We start from the raw sequence: 22,448 nt of genomic DNA, 5'->3' as shown, positions 1-22,448 counted from the left end.
AGAACCATTGATCTTTGTTATCGATCCTACCGCGAAACCGATGGCAGGGGCTTGGGGCAGAGGGTAGAGAGGTATGCCGGGTTAGAGACCCGCTCCATTCGTGTAGGCATTGCCGTTTTGATGACCATTGCCGTTCAGGTGGCCGTTCCCGTAGTCGTTTTGATGACCATTTCGATGACCATGATGACCCTGACGATAGGCGTTCCCAAGGCTGGCCTTTGTCTCGTCGGGCAGCAGCGGCAAGTCAATGAATTCGGGCGTTTCGGCGTAGTCGGTGTAGACGGGCTGGGCCGTGAGTTCGTTGGGCACAAATTCGACCGTCACCCGCAGCCGCAGTTTGCCCTGCTGCCAGCCTGCCGAGCCAAGCTGCAAGACTTCACAATCAATGCCGTCTTGAAACCAGTTGCGATCCTGACGCATCCAGGCTTTGCTGCTGCGAAACTGGCGATCGCCCCCGAATAGGGCTTTTTGCGTCGTTAGCGAATCTGCCAGCGCATCGGGCAGCTTGGAACTGAGTGCGACATCTAGAACATGGCGTAACGTAGCGACTCGAACAGTGCCGTCTCGAAATGACAACACATCATCATCATTGAATGCCGTCATATCGAGATTATTTTGTATCGGCATGATTGCCCCCCTTTGGCGATCGCGCATTTCCATGTCATCTTTTACACTGCGCGGTGGGTCAGATCAGGCAAATTCCAAGGCAATCTGTCAAGACTTGGAGACGGCTTTCTGTGGGGATTTCACCGATTATTTACATTCATGGCAGAGTAATTCCATACGGAGATGCGGCGAAAGGGTAAGGGGGCTGGGGCAAGGGGACGCTGGGGCCAAGGGGGCGCTGGGGCGCTGGGGCGAGGGGGCGCTGGGGCGAGGGACCCTATGAAAGTCGCTGCCAGATTAGCTCAACGTGCGTGGAGTTTGCGCTGGGCGGCGTTTTCAGCGTGAGGCGATCGCCCTCCAGCGAAAGGATTCGTACCAAGTCTGTGCCAGTGCGGTTGGGAATGGAGGCGATCGCCACATGATGCGTGACGGTGTTGCCTGCCAGCGTGTAGGTTCCGGCGTAGGCGCTGAAGCTAGAAAACGCCTGGGCGCGTTCTGGCCTGGGCACGGCCTCTAGCTGGAAGGGGGAAGCGGGAGTATGGCTCAACGGCGGGCGATCGCCCTGGGCAAATAGAACCGTCATGTGGCCATCGGCGGTGTAGGTTAGGCGACCGACGGGAGAGGGGCCGTAGGCTTCGGGGTTAATGCTGCCGTCCGGGGCGATCGCCCGAATCGCAACGAGCATCCAAGTGCCCACCAGCGGATTGGGGTCATCCATCGAGCGATCGCTCCAGACATACAAGAAACTGTCGCAAGAGTCGAACCAGCGTCTCGCACTCTTGCTCTGTGGCAAACTGCGCCAGTAATGCCTGCTCTTTTTCAAACAGCACGGGCATGACCTGATCGGAAAGCCGGATGCCCTTGTCGGTAAGCTGGACAATCACACCCCGGCGATCGCCCGGATCGCGCAGCCGCGCCACGATGCCGTCTTGCTCTAGCCGATCAATGCGGTTGGTGACTGCCCCCGACGACAGCATCAGTAGACTGTACAAATCGGTCGGCTTGAGCTGATAGGGCGGGCCCTGTCGGCGCAGCGTGGCCAGCACGTCAAACGACCACACGTTTAGCCCATACGCAGCCAGCACCGTTTCTCGGTGTTTTTCCAGCAGACGGGCAATTCGCAGCACACGCCCCACCACGGCCAGCGGCGCGGCGTTAAGCTGGGGCGATTCTCGCTGCCACTGCATCAGAATGTGATCGAGACGGTCTTGCTCCATCTTGCAACTTTATCTCGACATTGAGAACCTTAACGCAGGATTGAGGATAGAGAAACCGATGCCCCGCAATCCTGCAACCCGTCCTGCTGTAGCGCCCCAAACTATAACGCCCCAAACCATAACGCTCTAACTGAAATAGCGGGAAGCCCTGCAGTGGTCGGCAGTGGTCGGCAGTGGTCGGTAACTGTTGTCACTGCATCTGCCCTCACCCTAATCCCTCTCCCAGAGGGCGAGGGACTTCCGATCCGGCTCCTCTTCTCCTTTGGCAGAAGGGGCTGGGGGAAGAGGGCGATTCAGAATGCTAGATCCAACACTGCCGGGCTAATACCTATGGGCTGCGCTAACGCTGCACTGGATCGACCACGATTTCAATGCCCTCTGTCGGGCTGCCGTTGGTAATAACGCTGGTGCGCGTGGTGTTGATAAATCGCAACTGCCCGTCTATCGTGATTCGGGCCTGCACCGCGTAGGTGTAGCGGCTGTCGATCTGCGCTGGGTCATAGGGTAGCGCGAAGGCAAAGGGGACTTGGCGACCGTTGGACTCGATCGTCTGCGTGGCCAAGATGCGGGCGGGTGCGTCGGCGCGGCTGACATCCGCCAGCGACACTTCGATCAGCGCGTTGGGCGGCAGCGCAATTCGCGGCAGATAGGTAACCGTACCCGTGACGAGCGATGACTGTTGCACCATACCGTTTACCGTAAGCGATTGGGTTCCTGAATTGCCGCGACAGACCCGTGCAGAAAGCGCTCCCTCGTAGGCGTAGGTCGTGCCGTCTGCATCAGTTGTGGCCGTGACGGGAACGCCGTTTAGCTCTAGCCGTCCCGTTTGCCGATTGAACAGGTTCATCCGCATTGCGCCATTGCGGCTGAACAGGCGCACGGCGTAACCCGGTGTTTGGAAGAAGGAAAGCGTGGTGCCGTCGGGGAGTGTCGATGCGCCTGGGAGGGCGGGCAGCGTTTCACCAGAGGGCGGCACTTGCACCACAGAACCGTCGATGACGCGATAAAACTGCGTGACTTCCTGCGTCGGACAGCACTGGGGATCGTTGGGGCCTTGAATAATCATGTTGACGCTGATTAGCCCGTCGTCCAGAATGCGGACACGGTTGACCTGGATGCGATCGCCCAGCCCCGCCAGCATCGGCGACTCGATCGCCCCGTCCAGGTTCAGCAGCGGCGCGAGGTAAACGAAAATGCCGGAGCCGCCCGTATTCACTGCCATGATCATCACGGCATCTTGCTGGCCGTTGCCATCCAGGTCGCCAAATGCGATCTGTCCCTGCTGCCGCGACAGCACCGCATTCAGCCGCCGATTCGGATCTTCAAACCGCCCATTTTCAAAGGTAATCACGCCGACCTGCGGCTGTTCGCCCAGGCTGGGGACGCTGTAGCTGGCGTTGAGGGCGATATTGAGGCGATCGCACCAGGCCCGTTTTTCTGGCGTAAACACTTCGCGGGTCAGGCAGTTATACCACGCTTCGCCTGCCTGGGCCAGCGTCGCCCTCGGCAGCGCCCCCGCAACGCCCTGACCGAGCAGCATCACGCCCAATCCCACACCTGCCCATCGGGAAAATATAGTCTTCTTCATCGTTAACATGTGTAACATCTGTGCATCAGTAACCAGGCATTCATCAACAGGTCAGCCCAAAGTCAACCCAAGATTGACTCACTCAGAACCTACGCACTTGCGATAAGTTTTCTGAGTCTTGGACGATTTCTCGCGGGCTGCGCCCATGAGAAATCGTCCAACTGCGTAAGTCCTATCACTTTTGAACGATAACAGGGAATTTTCTGGGGATCACCAGAAGTTTCCGTTTTTGCAACGTCCAGCAATATCGATTGTTAAGAAATTGCTCTAGCGGAATCGTCGGATGAGGGTTGAAAGTAGCCAATACAGGATGGAAATGTTTGTAACAAAACTTCCCAGCCTGACGGCTATATCTGCTAAGTTGAAAATAGGAAGCGGGGGCGATCGCCAATCTAAGTAGATCGCAATGTCGCCGTATAAAATTTGCTCGACCGTGTTGCTGATCCCCCCAGCTAGCAGTAGTCCTAATCCCACTTGCAGGGGCAGAATCATCTCTTTTCTAAATCTGCTAAATAGCAGCGTTACGACAGCAATGATTCCCATTGAAATCAGTCGTAGCCAGAGTGTCCAGGAAGTCAAGTTTGAATCAAAAAATGAGAAAGCAGCACCAGGATTTTTCAGATAAGTGAGATGGAAAACTCCTGGTATGAGCGGCAGGGTTTTGGATAGAAGCTGCTCCTCAAAAGCCTTGCGTATGAGGACTTGAATTAAAAATCCCAACACGCCGCCAGCCAGCCCAATGATCCAGGCCCAGCGATTTCTAGCCCTAGTTTCTGTCATGAAAGTTTTTGCCCGCAGCATCCGCTATGGTCAATTGATACATCGGTTTTAGTTCATGGTTTTGATACATGGTTTTGATACATAAGTTTTGATGCATGGTTTTAATACATGAGTTTCGAGGTTTCGGGTTGACACACTGATTTTAGTTTTCATGCTGCCCAGTCTTTTTGTTAGATCCAGATTGTTAGATCCAGACGAGTTTGGGGTTTGAAATTTCTGGCTGGCGATAGATTTTTTTTCCCTGCTTTAGAGCCAATTTGTAAAGGAGCCTGAAAGCCTTGTTAATCAAGGATTTCCGAGAAACCGCTTTTCCTGGGCAAACATGACCTCAAAGCCACACATGTCAAGAGTTTCAGGCTTCTTAAGATTTGCTTCATAAATTAGCTCTTAGGCGTAAATTTCGGTGGGAGCAATTGCCTCGATTTAACTCAAGATTTCGATTTAGTGAACTTAAGATTTTGATTTGGAACTGCCTATGACTCGCACTCTAGAAAAGTCGCAAGCTCAATCTTGGCACGCGCAACCCGCCGACCTCGTAGCGCGATCGCTCGACGTTGATCCCCGGCTTGGCCTATCTGCTGATGAGGTGGCCCGGCGGCGAGAACGGTATGGGCCCAACGAACTCAAGGCAGCGCCGGGGAAGAGTCCACTGGTGCGGTTTTTGCTGCAATTTCATCAGCCATTGCTCTACATTTTGCTGATTGCAGGGACGGTCAAGGCGTTTTTGGGATCGTGGGTAAATGCCTGGGTGATCTGGGGTGTGACGCTGATTAACGCCATCATCGGCTACGTGCAGGAGGCGAAGGCAGAAAGCGCGATCGCTGCGCTGGCGGCGACCGTGCAAACCGAGGCGACGGTGGTGCGCGATGGGCAGACGGTGCAGGTGTCGTCGGCGGAACTGGTGCCGGGGGACGTGGTAAAGCTGGTGTCGGGCGACAAGGTTCCGGCAGATTTGCGGCTGGTGACGGCGCGAAATTTGCAGATTAGCGAGTCGGCGCTGACGGGCGAGTCGGTGGCGGTAGAGAAGTGCATTGACCTGATGGCGGAAGATGCGCCGCTGGCGGATCGGCGGAACATGGCCTATGCGGGCAGCTTTGTGACTTCTGGACGCGGGCGCGGCGTTGTGGTGGCGATCGCCAACGACACCGAAACCGGGCGCATTTCCCAACTCATGCAGCGGCAGACTAACTTATCTACGCCGCTCACCCGGAAGTTTGAAAAATTCAGCAAAACGCTGCTTTATTTTATCCTGGCGGTGGCAGCGCTGACTTTTGTGGTGGGGCTGGGCTATGGAAATCCCTGGCCAGATATGTTTGAGGCGGCGGTGGCGCTGGCGGTGAGCGCGATTCCCGAAGGGCTGCCTGCGGTGGTAACGATTACGCTGGCGATCGGCGTGTCGCGGATGGCTCGTCGCCATGCGATTATCCGCAAGCTGCCTGCGGTGGAGGCCTTGGGCAGCGCCACCGTCATCTGTTCGGACAAGACGGGCACGCTGACGGAAAACCAGATGACTGTGCAGGAAATCTACGCGGGCGGGGCGGCGTTTTTTGTGACGGGGACAGGCTACAGTCCAGTGGGCGCAATTCAGCCCGTGGAGTCTGGTCAGCCAATGAATCCGGCGCTGACAGAGTGCCTGAAGGCGGGGCTGCTGTGCAATGAGTCTTATCTGGAGCAGGATGATGGCCAGTGGCAGATGATTGGCGATCCGACGGAGGGGGCGCTGATTGTGTCGGCGCAAAAGGCGGGCTTTGAGATGGCAACCCTCAAGGCAGAATTGCCCCGCATCGACTTCATTCCGTTTGAGTCGGAACATCAGTATATGGCGACGCTGCATTCGACGGGTGAAGGCGATCGCGGCAGCGGTGCGAAGCAATATCGCCTGGTGTATGCGAAGGGATCGGTGGAGGCAATTCTCTCTCGCTGCGATCGCGCTTTGTCTGCCAGTGGGACACTCCAGCCGCTGGATGTGGCTGCTATTCAGCGCCAGGTCGAGTCTATGACTGAGGCGGGAATGCGGGTGCTGGCCTTTGCCACAACATCTCTGGCGCAAGACACGCTTGACCCGCCGGATATTGACACTGGCCTGACGTTTCTGGGCTTGCAAGGGATGATCGATCCGCCGCGCCAGGAGGCCGTGCGAGCAGTGCGGGCCTGCCAGTCTGCGGGTATTCAGGTGAAGATGATCACGGGCGACCACATTGGCACGGCAACGGCGATCGCCCGCCAGATTGGGCTACAGCGGGATGGACAGGTGCAGGCCTTTACGGGGCAAGCCCTGGCGGAGATGGACGATCGGCAGCTTGCCAATGCGGTGGAAGACGGCTCGGTGTTTGCCCGCGTTGCGCCAGAGCAAAAGCTGCGGCTGGTGGAAGCATTGCAGGCTAAGGGCAACGTGGTGGCGATGACGGGCGACGGCGTGAACGATGCCCCGGCGCTGCGGCAGGCGGATATTGGTACGGCAATGGGGCGGGCAGGGACAGAAGTGGCGAAGGAAGCCGCCGACATGATCCTGACGGATGACAACTTTGCCTCCATCGAGGCGGCGGTGGAGGAAGGGCGGACGGTCTATCGGAACCTGCTGAAGGCGATCGCCTTCTTGCTGCCTGTGAATGGGGGCGAGTCGATGTCGATTTTGATCAGCGTGCTGCTGAATCGGGCGCTGCCGATTTTATCGCTGCAAGTGCTGTGGATGAATATGATCAACTCCATCGCCATGACCGTGCCCCTGTCCTTTGAACCCAAGTCGGAGCGGGTGATGCAGCGTCCGCCGCGCAACCCCCGCGAGCCACTGCTCAACCGCAAGCTGCTGATGCGCGTTTTACTCGTGTCGCTGTTCAACTGGATTGTGATTTTTGGCGTGTTTGAGTGGATTCATCAGACTATGGATAACATTGCGCTGGCGCGGACGATGGCGATCCAGGCGCTAGTAGCGGGTCGGATTTTTTACCTGCTGAGCATCAGCGAATTGGGGCTGGGACTGGTGGATAAGCTGCGCGGTCGGGTGCAGCAGATTCCGCCCGCTCCGGCCGTGTTGGCGGGCATTGCCGGGGCGATCGCCCTGCAAGTTCTCTTCAGCCAGTGGAGCGTGATGAATCGCCTGTTTGCCACTGCGCCGCTAAGCCCAGAGCAGTGGGGCATTTGTCTGCTGATTGGGGTGCCGATGATTGGCGTGGCGGCGATCGCCAATCGGCTGCATCCGCCGGAGTAGGGAACCTTGTGGAGTTTGGAGTTTGGATTGGCGATTTTGGATTGCCCGCCGGAAGTCTAATCAAAAACCTGAGCAAAAACCTAATCAAAAGGGCGATCGCGCTTCCATGCGGAAATGGCGATCGCCCTTTCGTTTGTATCCTTTGCCCGTTTGCAGCCAGGGTGCTACTGCTTCACCTCGATCCGTCGCCAGTCTCCGGAGCCGTCTGCGTGTTCCACATAGCCGTTGATCACCACATCACCCGTGCTGTATACGTTGACGCTGCGGATCTCCAGCGTTTCCCGCTGCCCAGTACAGGCATTGATCAGTTGAATCTGAAACCGTAGCTCACCATTGGTGTCCATTTGCTGACGAATGTTCATCAGCGAATCCATTGTCTGATCCACAAACTGGAAGTTGCACCGGAGGCTATCGTCTCTTCCTTCCAAAGCAAAAGCGGAACTGCTCACCAAAATCGAAACCACCGGGGCAAGGGCCAGCGCAGCAATGTGAAACATTTTCATAGGTGAATGCAAGAGGAGTGTATGAGGTATTTGAGCGGAACCGTTACACCTGCAAAATACCTATGTAACTCATCCGGTTTCCGACACTATCTCACCAGTTCATAGTGTCTTTACAGGGCGATCGCGCTTCATGTTCAGGAAATGGCGATCGCCCTGTCGCTTAAGTTGCAGTCTGCTGCTGCTTCATCTCAAGCCGTCGCTAGTCTGCCGAGCCGTCTGCCTGTTCCGCCTCCACATTGCTAACAATCACTCCATCACCCGCGCTGGACACTCTGATGCTGTGGATCTCCAGCGCTTCCCGCTGTCCGGTGCAGGCATTGACCCGTCAACTTGGCGAGTGATTCCAAAAGTTCATAAAATTCATCAATTTTGAGCCGGCGTGACTGTGGATGCATGAGGAAGCCACCTGGGGTGGTAGATTTACAGGCAATGGTTTTTTACTATGCTGGCAGGATTGAGTATGGATAGGGCGTTCTTCTCAGGTAGATCTGTCTCAGAGGTGTAGGTAAACAAATGGACGAAGGGCTGGCGTTGAGTCGAGAGAGTCATGCATGAGACAGGCAATGGCAACCGTCCGAAGCGTGGGCAGGGCAATGGTTGAAGGGAGCGCTACGGGAATGGTGCTGTGGGCCGCCGCCGGACTCGTGCTGGTGTTTCCAGGGCAGCACCGGGCGATCGCCCAGGCAATTCCCGACGGGGCCACTCCACCTGGGGTGTTGCCGCCAGAGGTTGAATCGCGCCCTTTCCCCATCGAGCAGCCGCGAGACACGCCGCCGCTGCCCGTCGAAGTGCCTGCTGAGCCGTCGCCGCCCGTGCTAGACCCCAGTTTGGGAGGGCCAGCTTCAGATCCGGCAGTGCCGCTGGTGCGCTTTCGGGTGAATGAAATTATCGTGACGGGGAACTCTATCCTGCACGACGAGATTGCCGAAGCCGTTCAGTGTTGCGTGAATCGAGACGTGACGTTTGAAGAACTAATCGGGTTACGCAGCGCCATCACGCAGCTATACGTGGAGCGGGGCTACATCACGTCGGGCGCGTTCCTGCCGAATAACCAAGACGTTCGCAGCGGCGTGGTCGAAATTCGAGTTGTGGAAGGAGAACTAGAAGACACTATTCAAATTACGGGCTTGCAGCGTCTGAATCCGAGCTACGTGCGATCGCGCCTTCGCTTAGCCGGAAAAAAACCATTAAACCAGCGGGATCTGGAGCGGGCCCTGCAACTGCTGCAAATTGATCCACAGATTGAATCGGTGGATGCAGAACTGACGGCGGGCAGCGTTCCCGGCCGCAGCCTGCTGGCGGTAAATTTGCAGGAAGCGTCACCGTTTTCTGCAAATATCGGCGCAGACAACTATCAGTCTTCTAGCATTGGCTCGGCGCAGTTCAGCGTCTCTGCCAGCTACAGCAATCTGCTGAGCGCGGGCGATCGCCTCTTCGCCAGCTACGGCCGCACCGACGGGCTAAACCTTTACAACATCGGCGTTAGCCTTCCGGTCAATCCCCGCGACGGCACGATTACCCTCAGCTACAACACCAACGATAGCCGCATTATCGAAGATGCGTTTGAGGATTTTGACATCCGCAGCGAGGCCGAAACCTGGTCGCTCCAGTTTCGCCAGCCCCTCTCGCGCAGCGTGAATCAGGAATTTGCCGTTGGCGTGGGGCTAGATCTGCGCCGCAGCCAGACGTTCATTTTGGGCGATCGCCCCTTCAGCTTTTCGCGCGGCGCAGAAAACGGCGAATCCAGGGTGACGGCGCTGCGGTTTTTTCAGGACTGGGTAGAGCGCGATCGCCTTAGCGTGTTAGCCGCCCGGTCAGAGTTTAGCTTTGGGCTGGATGCCTTTGGCGCAACGGTCAACGACAGCGGCACAGACGGATTGTTTGTCAAATGGCTGGGGCAGTTTCAATGGGTGCGGCGCTTTTCGGGGCGATCGCTCTTTCTGGCACGGCTCAATGCCCAACTCACGCCCGACTCGCTGCTGTCGATTGAGCGGATTGGGCTGGGCGGCTTCGACACGGTGCGCGGCTATGCCCAAAACCAAATTGTGGCCGACAACGCCATCTGGGGGTCTCTCGAAGCCCGCTTTCCGCTGCTGCGAAACTCCAACCGCCTGACGCTAATTTCATTTTTGGACGCGGGCCATGCGTGGAACATCGACCTCGATAATCCAGAAGACGACTTTCTGCTGGGCATTGGCGCAGGGTTGCGCTGGGAGGCGTTGCCCAATCTGGTGGTGGGGCTAGACTATGGGCTGCCGCTGATCGAGGCGCAGTCTCAGGGCGACTCGCTGCAAGATAACGGATTCTACCTGTCGGTGCGCTACTTCCCGTTTTAGCTCGTCGCGCCAGGAGATCGCGAATATGGCGACCTACGAAGTGCATTACGAGGTGCATTACTACGCGGTGCATTACTTAGTGTCTGCCGCAGTTAGTTTGTGCCGCAGAGAAAGGAAGACGAGATCAGGGAATTCTGAGCCATGATCTGTGTCATGTCTGTGTCAGGGCAGTACCCAGCTTTATAACGAATACTTTCATGAACCCAGCAGCCAGCTTGCCAAGCTCCATGCCAAGCTTGATGCGCTGGTGCTCAAGGCTTACGGCTTTGCCCAAGACGACGACCTGCTAGAGCGGCTGCTGCTGCTGAATCTGGAGCTTGCTGCCAAAGAGCAGCGCGGCGAGGCGGTGGTGGGGCCGTGGGCACCGGAATAGGAAGGGGAAGATAGAGGGCGATCGCCCTTTACCTTCATTACCTTTAGAGTGATGTCATACTGAATAGAATCTTGGCGTGTGGCTTGAGTCGATGAAAGCGCCCTACAGCAGGTTCTACATCTCTCCAGAAGATTATTTGGCGGGCGAGCGAGTCAGCCCGATTAAGCATGAGTATCGGCAGGGGCATGTATATGCAATGGTGGGGGCGAAAAAGTCCCACGTTATTTTGGCGAGTAACCTGACCACGCTGCTGAATGTTTATTTGCAAGATTCGCCTTGCCTGGTGATGTCGTCGGATATGAAGGTGCGGCTAGAGGCGGCCGATTGCTACTACTATCCTGATGTCGTCGTCACTTGCGACGAGCGCGACCTGTCCACGACCGAAGATTTCATCCGCTTTCCCACGCTGGTTATCGAGATTCTGTCAGACTCCACGGCTGCGTTTGACCGGGGCGACAAGTTTGCCGATTACAAGTTTGCCGATTATCAGACCGTGCCAACCCTGCGCGAGTACGTGCTAGTGAATCAGGCTGAAATGGCGCTGGAATGCTATCGGCTGACGGCAGAGGGCTGGGTTGGGCAGCGCTACGGCGTGGGTGACACGGTGCGCTTTGAGAGTGTGGGGCTGGAGTGTGCGATCGCCACCCTCTACCAAAAAGTGCCTGGAACTGCCGCAGGATGAGTGAGGGGCGATCGCCAGCGAGAGAATCCAGCAGGGTTTGAGTATAGTAAACTAGCACTAGTGCAGCACTCTAAACTGATTAAAAATTAGAGTAATGCTTTCCAAAATTACTCTGTTAGTTGCATTTATGTTTAGCGTAGATAAAACTGCTTTTTCTGTTGTGTCTCTGTTTGACGATTCCGATGAGACGCAATATTGGCGCTCAAAAACACCCCATGAGCGGCTGCAAGCAATAGAGCAGATGCGACAGGTTATCTATGGCTACAAGCCTTCTACCGTCAGATTTCAAAGATTTTTTGAGATTGCTGAATTCAAAACAAGTTGAGTATTTACTAATCGGTGGCTATGCGGTTGGATATTATGGCTATGCCCGTGCAACCGCCGACATAGACATCTGGATTGCAATCAATCCAGGAAACGCTCAAAAAGTAGTGGATGCAATTCGAGAGTTTGGATTCAATGTAGAGGGGCTAACCTCAGAGCTATTTTTACAACCCAACAAAATCGCTCGTATGGGGGTTCCTCCATTTAGAATCGAAGTTCTGACTACCATTTCTGGGGTGTCTTTTGAAGAATGCTACGCAGAGAAGACAGTTGATGTACTGGATGGTGTTGAGGTGAAGATTATTAGCCTGAAAGATCTAAAGCGCAATAAGCAAGCTAGCGGCAGGCTGAAGGATCTCAATGACTTAGAAAATCTGGAATAGAGCAAAATCACTATTCAGGCAACTCTGCCACGGGCTAATCCTCCACGGCATCAAGGGAGGCCACAAAGCCGATCGGGAAAGACGGCTCCGCAAGCTGGGTGGCGTAGGCTGCCGTGAGAAACGGGCGATAGTCCTCATTTCCGGCAACGTGGGTCTGGAAAAATGCCAGCGTCAGGGCGTGGTGATAGCGCTCGGAGATGGCTTTGATGTCTTCCCAGGAGGGGCGAGTCGTGGGGCGGTCTGACCCAGAATCTCCGCCAGCCGTGCGGCCGGCGATTTCGTAGCTGATGCGGGCGTGGGGCAGTCCTTTGGTCAGTACGAAATAGCGCTCTGCCTGGGGCGCGGAGGGGGTAAGCTGCTGAAACGAGGGAACCTGTTCTTTGAGCATGGGCGTTAGCAAGTCTTCGTCGGACGCTTCCCACAGCAGAGGCACGTTAATTTGCGAGAGACCCGTTCCAAACAGGCTCTTGCCAAAGGGCAAAAAGGCATAGACCGCCTTGATGCGAGGGTCGCGCAGGTTGGGCGGCGGCGGGGCTTCGAGCGCCTGACACTGATACAGCAGCGAAATATTGAGAATGAACGAATCGGACTGGCAGGCTGGCTCCAGCGACGAAAGCTGTATCTCTGCGCCCGCCAGGGAAAAGGCGGTCGTGCCGCCAAAGGAATAGCCAAACGCCCCCACCCGCTCCAGGTCGATGCGTTGGAACTGTCCCTGCTGCGGCATTTCAGCCAGCGCGTCTAGCAAGAAGGAGATATCCAGCGGGCGATTGGCAAACTCGGCGGGGTCGAAGTTTTCTCGGTGCAGCCCGTCGTAAAAATCCTGGAGGCGATCGCGATCGCTCCCTGGATGGTCGGGAATGGCCACCGCAAAGCCGTGCGATGCCAGATGGCTGGCCAGCCGCGTAAAGCGATCGCGCCGTGCGCCCAGCCCGTTCGACACGACGATCAGCGGGGCGGGCCTATCCACCGCTGGCAGATAGAGGTCTACCACAAGGGGGCGATCGCGCTGAGCATCTACCAGCCGCAGCGTTTGGGATTGGAACGCGACGGAACCGGGCTGGCGCGGGTCGATGGGCGGCAGGGTTCGCAGCACGTCGGCTTCAGTCTGGGCGATCGCCTGCGTCGCGTCAATCACCTGATTGGTCACAACTGCCGTCCGTTGCAGCAGCGCCCCCAGTCGCCGCTGAAAGGCGAGGGCCTGCCGCAGGTCGATCTGCATATCTACGGGCAAATTCCGCAGAAAGCTCAGCACGCTGAAGCCGTCTGGATCGGCCGCCGCCAAAATGCCCGCACTCCGCAGGCTGCCCGCGCCGTTGCGCCCAGATGCCGTCCGCAGTAGCCCCCCTACCTCTTGCAGCAGCCGCTCTCCCGACCGGGTATAGCTAAACTGCGACACCATCATCAAGTCCACGTCGTAGGTGGCGTTGAGGGTGTTTTGAAGCTGCGATCGCTGATGGGGCGCAAGCCGCTTGAGATAGAACCTGAGGCGGGGGTCGTCGCCTGTTTTGCCAAAGTTCTCAATTGCCTGCACCGGAACATTAAGGCGGAGCGGGCCATAGCGCAGATAAATCTGGGTTGCAGCCCAGCCAGGAAGCGTCGTTCCCAATATCGCCAACGCGCTCAGCAGCGCCAGAGCCGTGTAGCGACGAACTCCTCTCATCCGATGCCAGTGTGCCAAATCGACTGATTGCCAAATCGACACTTCATTCTAGTCGCGATGTGGATCGGGTGTCAGGTGCCAGTCCGGTACAAAGTCAAAATCCACCAAGACTTGAAGCGTTGCGGGATGGGGTTCGGGGTCGGCTTCGCTCCACAGATCTACCGCAGCGCCCTCCAGCAGCAGATGCACTTCGGGCACAGCGGTTTCGATTTGCTGCATTACATGCTCGGTCAGTTGCGCCAAGGGCGTGGGCTGTTGTAGCGACAGCGGCGGCAGGGCCGCCTCGGGCTGGGCCTCGAACGCTAGGTCGCCCGCTTGTAGCACCACGTCCGCCGCCAGCGGAAACACCGTTGGTTCTGGCATTTGCCCTGTCGCTAGGTCAATGTACCAGTCCATTTCCGGTGTTTGCAGTTTCAGCGTCACCAGCAGCCGCAGCGTGCCTGCATCCCACGGTGCTTCCGGTTGCAGCATTCGCACCTTCACGCCGCCGAGGAGCTGCATCATAGCTGGGCTGCTGCGGCTGAGGCTCCACAGGAGGCGCGATCGCAGGCGATCGCCCGGCATCCGGTCTTGCCAGCGGTCGATCGGCGCAAACAGCGGCGAGTAAGTCTGTAAATCCAGCAGCAGGCAGGCATCCGCAACCAACCGCGGCACCACCTCTTCCGCAGGCAGCGGGAAGACGGCTTCGGACACCATGCGACAGCCGCTCAGATGCAGGGCTTGGTGGGCGAGTGCATAGTCTCTCAGGTGGGTGCAATAGCGCTGGAGCCAGGCCCCCGGCGTGAACTGGAGGGTGGTCGGTAGGGTTTCCTCATCGTTCGACGGCATCGCATCGTGCGGTTCCGAAGCCTCAGCAGCCCCAGCAGCCACAGCATTTGGCAACTCTGACGAGGCGGGCAGTCCACCGGGCACAAACTCTAGCTCTAGGTGCAGGCGCAGCGTTGCGGGCTGCCAGTCATATTCCGGCAGCAGCAGTTGAATCGGCAGACCCACCAAGAGCGGCGACAGGGCCGGCGTGACCAGTTCCACCTGCTGGGCGATCGCCGTCAGGATTTGCCCAGCCGTGAGCGTGCCGGAAACTGCTGTGCCGTCGAGTTCATAGACCTGGGCATCGAGCGACAGGGGCGATCGCCCTGGCTGATGCATCACCAGGTCATGGCGCTGGCTGCCGTCCTCAGTGTGTAGCTCTAGCACCGCCGCCAGCCGCAGCCGCCCCCGCTGGCGCACTGCCCCCGCCGGAGCCACCGTCGCAGACACACTTTCCAATAGCCGCATCACCTCTACCGCGCTGCGGGCCAGCCCCCACAGCAGCCGGGGGGTGAGGCTGTCGAGCGTGCAGTAGGGGGGCCACAGGGGGGCCGGTTTGGGCGAGTCGGCCGCCTCGGTGGGAAACGTGCGGTCGCTTGTCTCGGCGGCCAGCGCTTCCGACGTTTCTAGCGCTTCTAACAGGTCACAGGCTTCGTCGGCTACATAGGGGGCGATCGCCTCTGGGGTCGGCAGCGTGTTTGCATCCCAGCCGTTTTCGGGCGATCGCACCTCGTCTATCACCGCCATCAGCGTTTGCAGGGCCCGCACCACCTGCCCCGATGCCACCCGATCGGCAGCGTCGGGCATTGGCAACTGCAAAATGGCCGCCGTTAGCAGGTGGGGCGAGGCCGGCGCAGAGTTTGGAGGTGCGGCAGTAAAAGACACCATGAGCGGATCGGGGGATGGGGTGAGGTTGGGCGCCTGTTCTCAGAATGCCCAGGGCGATCGCAGCACTAGAGATGACCGTGTGAATTTTTACAGCGTGAATTTTTGCAGCGTGAATTTTTGCAGCGTTGCATATCCCGTAGTACATCCCATAGCCCAGGCAATTGCCATCGTTTCGCGGGTGTCCCCAGCGTTCGACTATTCCGGTTCCATCACCTCCACCACGCCCGTCTCTCCGTCCAGCCGCACCCGCTGGCCCGATCGAAGCCGCTGCGTGGCGCTGGCCAGGTTCATCACGGCGGGAACCTGGTACTCGCGGGCGACGATCGCCCCGTGGGAGAGCCGCCCTCCAACTTCGGCAATCAGCCCGCCCGCCTGCGCCAGCAGCGGGGCCCAGCCTGCATCAGTGTAGGGCACAACGAGGATATAGGAGCGGTCGAGGGGCGGCGCGTCCTGGGGCGATCGCACCACCACGACTGTCCCCACCGCCACGCCAGGGCTGGCCCCGATGCCGATCAGTCTGCTGAGGGCGGGCTGTTCTGGCTGGGCCACCGGGCGCGGCGGCTCGTGTCCGTAGGCCAGCAGGGGAATCATCGTCTGCTGGGAATCTTCCTCGAAGCGCGATCGCCGCTCCTGTACCCGCCGTTTTACCAAACCCCAATCGGCATCCTGTTCTGTCACCACCGCCCGAATTTCCGAAATTTCCAAGAAAAAAATATCACCAGCCGCGTTCAGCAAGCCGTCAGCCAGCCAGCGCTGCTCCAGCGCCACAATGCTCCAGCGCAGGTCTGCCAGCAGGCGATTGTAAACCTCAGCCACGCGCCCCTTGAGGTCGAGCCGCTGCTGGACGGTTCGCACCTTGCCAGCAGGCGGTCTAGACTGCGGCGCAGCGGGTACGGTCGCAAACTGGTCAAGCTGGGCAAATTGGGCAAGCTGGCGCTGCACAGCCTGGGGAGCCTCGCGCCAGGTCGGAACGGCGATATCTGTCCCTACTTCGCTGAGGTAGCCATAGCGGTCGAGGAACTGGTCAAACTGGTGGAGAATGTCCCGTCCCGCCGGGGTTTCCCCAAGCTGCATCAACAGCACGTCGGGGTCAGCAGGGGGTGCGGGCAGGTGCGATCGCACTTGTTGGGCCAGGGTTTGGAGCGATCGCACGGCCGCCACCTCCGGCATCACGCTGTTATCGAGCGCCGCTTCATCCACCCGGAACAGGGCGCGTCGGGCGGCAAATCCCAGCGGCGCAAGGATATTGAAATAGGTGGCGGGGCGCAGCAGTTCCAAAATCTGGTCGATGCGATCGAGCAGATCGGCGGTGGCCAGCGAGTCGGCGGGCCGGGCGGCCAGGTTGGCCAGCGCCGGGGCAAACTGCTGGCGATCGCGCTGGGTAAACTCCTTCAGCAGTCGTCGTTCGCGCTGCACCAGCCGCAGCAGTCCAGGCAGATTTTGCAGCGTAGACCCCAGCGGCGGCTTGCTGAACTTTGCGCCCCTGGTGAGAAATTCCAGGCTCTCGGCGGGTAGCCCCATCCGCCGAAAAATATCGCCCAGCAGGGTCGCATTAAAGTATGCAGCAGAGTGGTGCAGCGTCGCCGTTTCCTCAAAGTCCAGCCCCTGAGCGCGGTTCCCCAGCACAATGGTAAAAATTTCGCCCCACACGCCGCAGGTCAGGGGTCGGTTAATCGACCAGGTGAGCGGCCGGATAAAGCCAGGAATCACCTCGGCGGCAATCTTGCGCGTCCAGATGGGCACCAGCGTCGTAATCGGCCGCGCCTGCAAGATCCACACCTGCTGCCCGTCATAGCTCCATTCCACATCCTGCGGAACGCCGTGAAACTGGGCTTCGATCTGCCGCGTCAGCAGCGCCACCCGCCGGATCACCGCCAGCGGCACATCGCCCGTTCCTTCTATCGGGAAGGCTTCAGGGTCGGGGGTGTCCTCTGGCGATTCCGGCAGCCACACACGGTAGGATTCCGGCGTGACCCGACCCGACACCACCTGATCCGCCCGCCCCGGCAGCGCCTCGATTACCAGCGCCTCGCCCTGCCGCTGGATCGGGTCGCGGCTAAAGGCCACCCCGGAAAACGCCCCCGCCACCTGCCGCTGCACCAGCACCGCCATGCCCCCCTCGGCGCTGCCCTGGCGCTGGCGATATTGCACCGCCCTGGGCAGGTTGTAGGACTCCTGACAGCGCAGAATCGCCTGCTCTAGCGCGGGCGGACTGGTGATCTCCAGAAACGACTCGTATTGCCCCGCCGCCGAAGCCGTGTCCGAATCTTCACCAATGGCAGAAGAACGCACCACCAAGGGCGCATCGGCGCTGGGTGAGAGGGCAGTCAGCAACGGCGCGGGGTCGTCTCCCGGTGGCAGCACCCACCCATCGGGCACAGCATAGCCCAGGCGCTTGAGGGTGGCCAGGGTGGCGGCTTTGGAGCCGACTTTTGCCGGTGAGAGAGCCTGATCCAGGGACAGTAAGGCGCGATCGCCCCGAAAAAACTGAAACACGCGCTTCGATTCCTCCTGAGCTTCCTCTGCCGATAGATCCAGATCGTCGGGAATTTTTTGGTAAATCCACGCCAGCAGCAGGCTGAGCAATGCGGTAATGGCGACCCGCTTGCCGCTGTAGGGATGCAGCAGCGCCACCAGGATCGGCATCAAAACGAGGACGCTGAGCTTGCCAAGCGTGCGATCGCGCAACACAGTAAACCCAATGCCGCCGATCAGCGCCACCAGCCCCGCCGCCACCGGGTCATGCAGCAAAAAGCCCCACACCACGTTCGTCGTGCCCGCGCCGCGCCCGCCCCAATAGCGCCCCATCACCAGCGCCATCAGCGCCACCACCTCCCACAGCGACTCCGCCGGAAAAAACTGCCGCGCCAGCAGCACCGCCGCAATTCCCTTCGCCGCCTCCGACAGCACCGCCAGAATGCCCGCCGCCCGCCCGCCGTGATAAAACGCTGCCGACACGCTAACGTTGCCCGTGCCCAGCTTCGACAGGCGCTTCCCCGTCAGCCCCCGCACGATCCACTCAATCAGCGGCAGCGCCCCCAGCACAGGGCACAGCACAAAGATTAGAAATACGCCCCAAACTTGCATCAGCGACATCAGGCACCTTACCCAAAACGGCTCCAGTTCCGGCTCCGGTTCCGGTTCCCCCCTTACCAAGGGGGGCTAGGGGGGATCTTCGATCGTCCGAATTCCGAGCCGATCCCCCTAAATCCCCCTTGAGCAAGGGGGACTTCCGGCTTTCCCCCCCTTGATAAGGGGGGCTAGGGGGGATCTCCGATCACTTCTGTACCCGAGCCGATCCCCCTAAATCCCCCTTGAGCAAGGGGGACTTCCGGCTTTCCCCCCCTTGATAAGGGGGGCTAGGGGGGATCTCCGATCACTTCTGTACCCGAGCCGATCCCCCTAAATCCCCCTTAAGCAAGGGGGACTTCCGGCTTTCCCCCCTTGATAAGGGGGGCTAGGGGGGATCTCCGATCGCTTCTGTACCCGAACCGATCCCCCTACATCCCCCTTGAGCAAGGGGGACTTCCGGACGGCGGCGATACCAGAACCTAAAATCCCAGAGTCCCGCATTCACCGGCCATAATAGAGCTAAATTTCAGAGCTAAATTTCTCTTGCCCTCCTCATGACTGGATTTGAAGCGCCGCTCGTGGCTGGACTTTCCACATTCCTGCTGGACACCCTAGAGGATACCGCTAGGGAAGAATCGGGCGGCAGCCTCGCAAAGTGGCTGAACAAAGACATCGGCAAAGCAGCCCAGCAGGTCATTTACAACGCTACGAACTTACCCAACAGCGTGAGAAGGAGGCGGCTGCGCTGCGCGAAAGAACGCATAGAGCGCGACCATCTGCACCAGATGATAGAGGTCATTGGGCATGAGCCAGGGCCGCAGGGCAAGCTGCACCACCTGCACCCCGGCTGCGGCAAACGACAGACCCACCCCGCCCAATAGCCATCCTGCAGCGACCCGCTGCGCTGGGCCGACCAGAACCGCCCCCGACCCCACCAGCCCCAATATCAGCCCCACTACCAGACCCGCCACCAGCAGCATGGACAGCAGATAGTCGGCGATCGCCCCCCAAAAGGATTCCGCCTGCCATGCCCACAGCCCATACACCGTCAGCTTGCCCAGCGCCAACTGGCGCACCTTGCCCAATTTGCCCCCCGGCCCCCAATCCGCACTCACGCCAGCCACCAGCCCATAACTGGCAACCCCCAGCGCCAGCAGCATGGCTCGCCACAGGCCCAATGCCCAACCCGGCGACAACGCGGCGCTCCATCCGTGCAGCGTGCCGCCCAGGGCCGCAGCCAGCGCCGTGCTGACAAAGGCCAGTATCCATCCCTTTGCAGGCTTGGGGGGTGCTGCCTGTTTCAGCAAGCAGACCGCAAAGATCAGGCATTCCAGGGCGATCGCATAGTCGGTCAGCGTGGTAATGGGTTCGCTCAGCGTCATCGCACGGGGCCTGCGGGCAGTGGGTTCAGCGGGCTGGGCTGGCCAGGGCAACGCGCAACTGTTCCAGGCGATCGCCCACCAGTCGGTAATATATCCAGTTGCCGCGCCGCTCTTTTTGCAACAGTCCCGCTTCGTACATCACCTTGAGGTGGTGGCTGATGGTCGGCTGCGACAGACCCAGCGGCTCGGTCAATTCGCAGACGCAAGCTTCCTGACCCGGCTGGGACGCGATCAGGCTGAGCAGTTGCAGGCGGGCCGGTTCGCCCAACACGCGAAACAGGGCAGCAAGCCGGGCCGCGTCTTCGGGCGGTAATGCGCCTGCCAGCAGCGGAGTGCAGCAGGTCGGCACGGCAGTTGGTGGAGCAGATTTAGGGAAATTCATATTTTCATATTGACACTCATCGATATAGAGTGCCAGTATATTGATGGGAGTCGATATTGATGGTTGTCAATATGAACGGCTGTCAATATCGATGACTGCCAAGATTGAGTGACTGATGCCAACTTCTACTCAGGAGAAACCCGATGTCTCGCGTACAACTGGCGCTGAATGTGAGCAACATTGATGAAGCCGTTGTGTTCTATAGCAAGCTGTTTGGCACCGAACCTGCCAAGCGGCGGCCCGGCTATGCCAACTTTGCGATCGCCCAGCCGCCGCTGAAGCTGGTGCTGATTGAAAATCCCAACGCGACGGAGCGGCTCAACCATCTGGGTGTGCAGGTGGAAACGTCGGAGGATGTGAAGATGGCGGGCGATCGCCTCGCGCAACTCGACCTGGCCACTGTGCCCGAACCGCAAACCAACTGTTGCTATGCGCTGCAAGATAAGGCTTGGGTTCACGACCCCGACGGCGCACCGTGGGAAATCTACACCGTCCTGGCAGATTCGCCCGTGCCGCCAACCGAAGGACTGCACCCCGTTCCAAGGGCGACTGCATCCCAAGACTGTGTCATGTGCAAGAGCTAGCCTCTAGCTTTTCCAGGGCTGGTTTCAGGGCTTTATAAGGCTTTATTCAGAAGCGTCTGCCAGAATCCAAGGCTGGGTAAGCGGCGAGCGGCAAATTTCTCGAATTTCTCAATGAAAATTTCTCACTTTAGTTTGGACTAATGGTGAAGAGGAAGGCAGTCAATGAGAAGCACCGACTGCCGTAAGGTCAATGAAGTACAACCAACATTGACCCCATGATTTTCAACGAACTTCAGCAATTTCGCCAAACGTTGTATGCCAGCTTGGGAAACGCCAGAGATGCCCTGTTTGATCTGATGGATGCCGTGTTAGTGAGTGCGTGCATCGTGTCGTTTGTGAGGCTATCGCAGAGTCCTGTCTTTCGTCGCCAGTGGTCGAGCACCTATGAAGCGTTGCGCGATAGCCGCCTACCCCGATCAAAGGTGCTGAAGCTGTTGGTGCAGCAGATACCGACTCAGCAGCAACCGTTGTTGGCAGGTGATGCGAGTCGGTGGAACCGTCCTGCTGCCAGGCGTTTGAAAGACCGCACCTTATCAGGCAGAACAGGACATGCCCCGATAGCCGGACAAAACTACAGTACCTTAGCCTGGATTGCTGAAGACAGGGGCAGTTGGGCATTACCATTGCGGCATGAGCGCATCACCAGCTTTGAAACACCCGCCAGTAAAGCGGCATTCCAACTCAAACAAGTGACTCGGCAGTTAGCGGTGCGTCCGTTGGCGATCTACGACCGAGGGTACGGCAATGCCAGTTTTGTCAACCAAACGGCAGGGATTGAGGCAGACTTGCTGCTGCGGGTTACATCCAATCGATGTGTCTATGGCGCGCCCCCAGCGTATCGAGGGCGAGGCGCACCTGCCAAGCATGGACATAAGATGAAACTCAATGACCCTGACACTTGGAGTGTCCCGGTCGAAACCGTTGAAGTCGATGATCCCAACTGGGGACGAGTGCGGGTCAGTCGTTGGAGTGCATACCATTTCCGCAAATCCCCCAAACGGGCAATGGAAGTGTTGCGCGTGGAGGTGCTGGAGACACAGAGCAGCACGCGACGCTTGGCTCCTTTGTGGTTAGTTTGGCTGGGTGAGCAGATGCCTCCGTTAGAAACCCTGTGGTTGCACTACCTCCGTCGCTTTGCCATTGAACACTGGTATCGCTTTGCCAAGCAGAGGCTATATTGGACACATCCCCAGTTCAGTTCTGTATCGGCAACCGAACAGTGGAGCAGCCTGATGCCGTTGCTCAGTTGGCAGTTGTGGTTAGCGCGAAAGGACTGTACTGACCACCCCTTGCCCTGGCAGGCACCGCAAGAAACGTTGACTCCGGGTCGGGTCGCACAAGCGTTTGCAGGCATTTTGGCAGCGATTGGCACCCCTGCTCCTGCGCCTAAACCTCGTGGTAAATCGCCAGGACGAGGCAAGGGGCACAAGCCAACTCCTCGTCCCTGCTATCCGATGGTCAAAAAACGAGCCTCGAAACGCAAGACATCCGAACAATCCCTGAACAGTCCGGTTGCAACAGCAGCTTAACTGCGAGCAGGATTGTATCCAATTCCTTAAGTTCAACTGTTATGAACGGTTGAGCAGATTCTTTATGGCATCCTGTTGAGCATTATTGTGATGCCAGTTAGTCCAAACTAAAGTTCTCAGAAAGTTTCTCAGAAAATTTCTCGA

The 22,448-nt window shown here is 58.4% G+C and carries 17 protein-coding genes and 1 pseudogene; 7 read left to right on the top strand and 11 right to left on the bottom strand.

The annotated features are described in order from the left end of the window. Window positions 1-81 precede the first annotated feature (81 nt). The 5 genes from HPC62_RS14630 to HPC62_RS14610 form a co-directional block, all read right to left on the bottom strand. On the bottom strand, window positions 82-603 hold the full coding sequence (locus tag HPC62_RS14630; RefSeq protein WP_205370644.1) for a KGK domain-containing protein: 522 nt from the start codon (window positions 601-603) through the stop codon (window positions 82-84). 280 nt (window positions 604-883) lie between these two features. Further along, complete coding sequence (locus HPC62_RS14625; RefSeq protein WP_172356834.1) at window positions 884-1,324, bottom strand: lipocalin-like domain-containing protein; 441 nt, start codon at window positions 1,322-1,324, stop codon at window positions 884-886. After that, entirely contained in the window at window positions 1,317-1,823 is a 507-nt protein-coding gene (locus HPC62_RS14620; protein WP_172356832.1) for a MarR family winged helix-turn-helix transcriptional regulator, read from the bottom strand. The genes HPC62_RS14625 and HPC62_RS14620 overlap by 8 nt, the downstream gene beginning before the upstream one ends. 340 nt (window positions 1,824-2,163) lie before the next feature. Continuing rightward, on the bottom strand, window positions 2,164-3,411 hold the full coding sequence (locus tag HPC62_RS23140) for a YbaY family lipoprotein (protein WP_216655262.1): 1,248 nt from the start codon (window positions 3,409-3,411) through the stop codon (window positions 2,164-2,166). Between the two features lie 267 nt (window positions 3,412-3,678). Then, the gene (locus tag HPC62_RS14610; RefSeq protein WP_172356830.1) at window positions 3,679-4,212 is read right to left on the bottom strand and encodes a signal peptidase II; all 534 of its coding nucleotides are present in this window, start codon (window positions 4,210-4,212) and stop codon (window positions 3,679-3,681) included. A 454-nt stretch (window positions 4,213-4,666) separates the two neighbouring features. Between HPC62_RS14610 and HPC62_RS14605 the strand changes: the two genes are divergently transcribed. Beyond that, a complete protein-coding gene (locus tag HPC62_RS14605; protein ID WP_172356828.1) occupies window positions 4,667-7,399 on the top strand; it encodes a cation-transporting P-type ATPase in 2,733 nt (910 codons plus the stop codon). Window positions 7,400-7,563: 164 nt separating this feature from the next. Here HPC62_RS14605 and HPC62_RS14600 read toward each other — a convergent pair whose 3' ends face one another. Then, window positions 7,564-7,902, bottom strand: coding sequence for a hypothetical protein (locus tag HPC62_RS14600; protein ID WP_172356826.1), 339 nt, complete (start codon window positions 7,900-7,902; stop codon window positions 7,564-7,566). 563 nt (window positions 7,903-8,465) lie between these two features. Here HPC62_RS14600 and HPC62_RS14595 point away from each other — a divergent pair. The 4 genes and pseudogenes from HPC62_RS14595 to HPC62_RS14580 all read left to right on the top strand — a co-directional run bounded on the left by HPC62_RS14595 (window position 8,466) and on the right by HPC62_RS14580 (window position 12,000). Then, on the top strand, window positions 8,466-10,238 hold the full coding sequence (locus tag HPC62_RS14595) for a ShlB/FhaC/HecB family hemolysin secretion/activation protein (protein ID WP_205370637.1): 1,773 nt from the start codon (window positions 8,466-8,468) through the stop codon (window positions 10,236-10,238). Between the two features lie 166 nt (window positions 10,239-10,404). Further along, window positions 10,405-10,611: pseudogene (locus HPC62_RS14590) on the top strand (hypothetical protein); the annotation flags it as partial. A 91-nt stretch (window positions 10,612-10,702) separates the two neighbouring features. Then, on the top strand, window positions 10,703-11,293 hold the full coding sequence (locus HPC62_RS14585) for a Uma2 family endonuclease (RefSeq protein ID WP_172356822.1): 591 nt from the start codon (window positions 10,703-10,705) through the stop codon (window positions 11,291-11,293). A 257-nt stretch (window positions 11,294-11,550) separates the two neighbouring features. Then, window positions 11,551-12,000 carry a DUF6036 family nucleotidyltransferase gene (locus tag HPC62_RS14580; protein ID WP_172356820.1) on the top strand — a complete coding sequence of 150 codons (450 nt, stop codon included), beginning with the start codon at window positions 11,551-11,553 and terminating at the stop codon, window positions 11,998-12,000. 34 nt (window positions 12,001-12,034) lie between these two features. Here HPC62_RS14580 and HPC62_RS14575 read toward each other — a convergent pair whose 3' ends face one another. The 5 genes from HPC62_RS14575 to HPC62_RS14555 form a co-directional block, all read right to left on the bottom strand. After that, window positions 12,035-13,660 carry an alpha/beta hydrolase gene (locus HPC62_RS14575; RefSeq protein WP_172356818.1) on the bottom strand — a complete coding sequence of 542 codons (1,626 nt, stop codon included), beginning with the start codon at window positions 13,658-13,660 and terminating at the stop codon, window positions 12,035-12,037. A gap of 48 nt (window positions 13,661-13,708) precedes the next feature. Beyond that, a complete protein-coding gene (locus tag HPC62_RS14570) occupies window positions 13,709-15,355 on the bottom strand; it encodes a hypothetical protein (RefSeq protein WP_172356816.1) in 1,647 nt (548 codons plus the stop codon). Window positions 15,356-15,550: 195 nt separating this feature from the next. Beyond that, window positions 15,551-18,511 carry a glycerol-3-phosphate acyltransferase gene (locus HPC62_RS14565; RefSeq protein WP_228721627.1) on the bottom strand — a complete coding sequence of 987 codons (2,961 nt, stop codon included), beginning with the start codon at window positions 18,509-18,511 and terminating at the stop codon, window positions 15,551-15,553. Window positions 18,512-19,140: 629 nt separating this feature from the next. Further along, window positions 19,141-19,860 (bottom strand): DUF6962 family protein, encoded by a 720-nt coding sequence (locus tag HPC62_RS14560; RefSeq protein ID WP_172356814.1) that lies wholly within the window; start codon window positions 19,858-19,860, stop codon window positions 19,141-19,143. After that, complete coding sequence (locus tag HPC62_RS14555) at window positions 19,835-20,191, bottom strand: ArsR/SmtB family transcription factor (RefSeq protein WP_172356812.1); 357 nt, start codon at window positions 20,189-20,191, stop codon at window positions 19,835-19,837. Before HPC62_RS14555 ends, HPC62_RS14560 begins: the two co-directional genes overlap by 26 nt. 143 nt (window positions 20,192-20,334) lie before the next feature. Here HPC62_RS14555 and HPC62_RS14550 point away from each other — a divergent pair, with 143 nt between their 5' ends. Together HPC62_RS14550 and HPC62_RS14545 are read left to right on the top strand one after the other, a co-directional pair. After that, a complete protein-coding gene (locus HPC62_RS14550) occupies window positions 20,335-20,775 on the top strand; it encodes an ArsI/CadI family heavy metal resistance metalloenzyme (RefSeq protein ID WP_172356810.1) in 441 nt (146 codons plus the stop codon). Between the two features lie 215 nt (window positions 20,776-20,990). Beyond that, on the top strand, window positions 20,991-22,304 hold the full coding sequence (locus tag HPC62_RS14545; RefSeq protein ID WP_172353244.1) for an NF041680 family putative transposase: 1,314 nt from the start codon (window positions 20,991-20,993) through the stop codon (window positions 22,302-22,304). Window positions 22,305-22,448: the final 144 nt, after the last annotated feature.

Source organism: Thermoleptolyngbya sichuanensis A183, from assembly GCF_013177315.1.
GTDB classification, from domain to species: Bacteria; Cyanobacteriota; Cyanobacteriia; order Elainellales; family Elainellaceae; genus Thermoleptolyngbya; species Thermoleptolyngbya sichuanensis.
The sequence above is the reverse complement of the archived record's forward strand: the minus strand, read 5'-3'. Positions and strand labels throughout refer to the sequence as shown.

Coding starts and splice junctions, on each gene's coding strand:
- HPC62_RS14620 (WP_172356832.1), bottom strand. CDS start 1,823: ATGGAGCAAGACCGTCTCGATCACATTCTGATGCAGTGGCAGCGAGAA.
- HPC62_RS14605 (WP_172356828.1), top strand. CDS start 4,667: ATGACTCGCACTCTAGAAAAGTCGCAAGCTCAATCTTGGCACGCGCAA.
- HPC62_RS14585 (WP_172356822.1), top strand. CDS start 10,703: ATGAAAGCGCCCTACAGCAGGTTCTACATCTCTCCAGAAGATTATTTG.
- HPC62_RS14625 (WP_172356834.1), bottom strand. CDS start 1,324: ATGGATGACCCCAATCCGCTGGTGGGCACTTGGATGCTCGTTGCGATT.
- HPC62_RS14600 (WP_172356826.1), bottom strand. CDS start 7,902: ATGAAAATGTTTCACATTGCTGCGCTGGCCCTTGCCCCGGTGGTTTCG.
- HPC62_RS14545 (WP_172353244.1), top strand. CDS start 20,991: ATGATTTTCAACGAACTTCAGCAATTTCGCCAAACGTTGTATGCCAGC.
- HPC62_RS14555 (WP_172356812.1), bottom strand. CDS start 20,191: ATGAATTTCCCTAAATCTGCTCCACCAACTGCCGTGCCGACCTGCTGC.
- HPC62_RS23140 (WP_216655262.1), bottom strand. CDS start 3,411: ATGAAGAAGACTATATTTTCCCGATGGGCAGGTGTGGGATTGGGCGTG.
- HPC62_RS14570 (WP_172356816.1), bottom strand. CDS start 15,355: ATGGTGTCTTTTACTGCCGCACCTCCAAACTCTGCGCCGGCCTCGCCC.
- HPC62_RS14595 (WP_205370637.1), top strand. CDS start 8,466: ATGGCAACCGTCCGAAGCGTGGGCAGGGCAATGGTTGAAGGGAGCGCT.
- HPC62_RS14575 (WP_172356818.1), bottom strand. CDS start 13,660: ATGAGAGGAGTTCGTCGCTACACGGCTCTGGCGCTGCTGAGCGCGTTG.
- HPC62_RS14550 (WP_172356810.1), top strand. CDS start 20,335: ATGTCTCGCGTACAACTGGCGCTGAATGTGAGCAACATTGATGAAGCC.
- HPC62_RS14630 (WP_205370644.1), bottom strand. CDS start 603: ATGACGGCATTCAATGATGATGATGTGTTGTCATTTCGAGACGGCACT.
- HPC62_RS14610 (WP_172356830.1), bottom strand. CDS start 4,212: ATGCTGCGGGCAAAAACTTTCATGACAGAAACTAGGGCTAGAAATCGC.
- HPC62_RS14580 (WP_172356820.1), top strand. CDS start 11,551: ATGGCTACAAGCCTTCTACCGTCAGATTTCAAAGATTTTTTGAGATTG.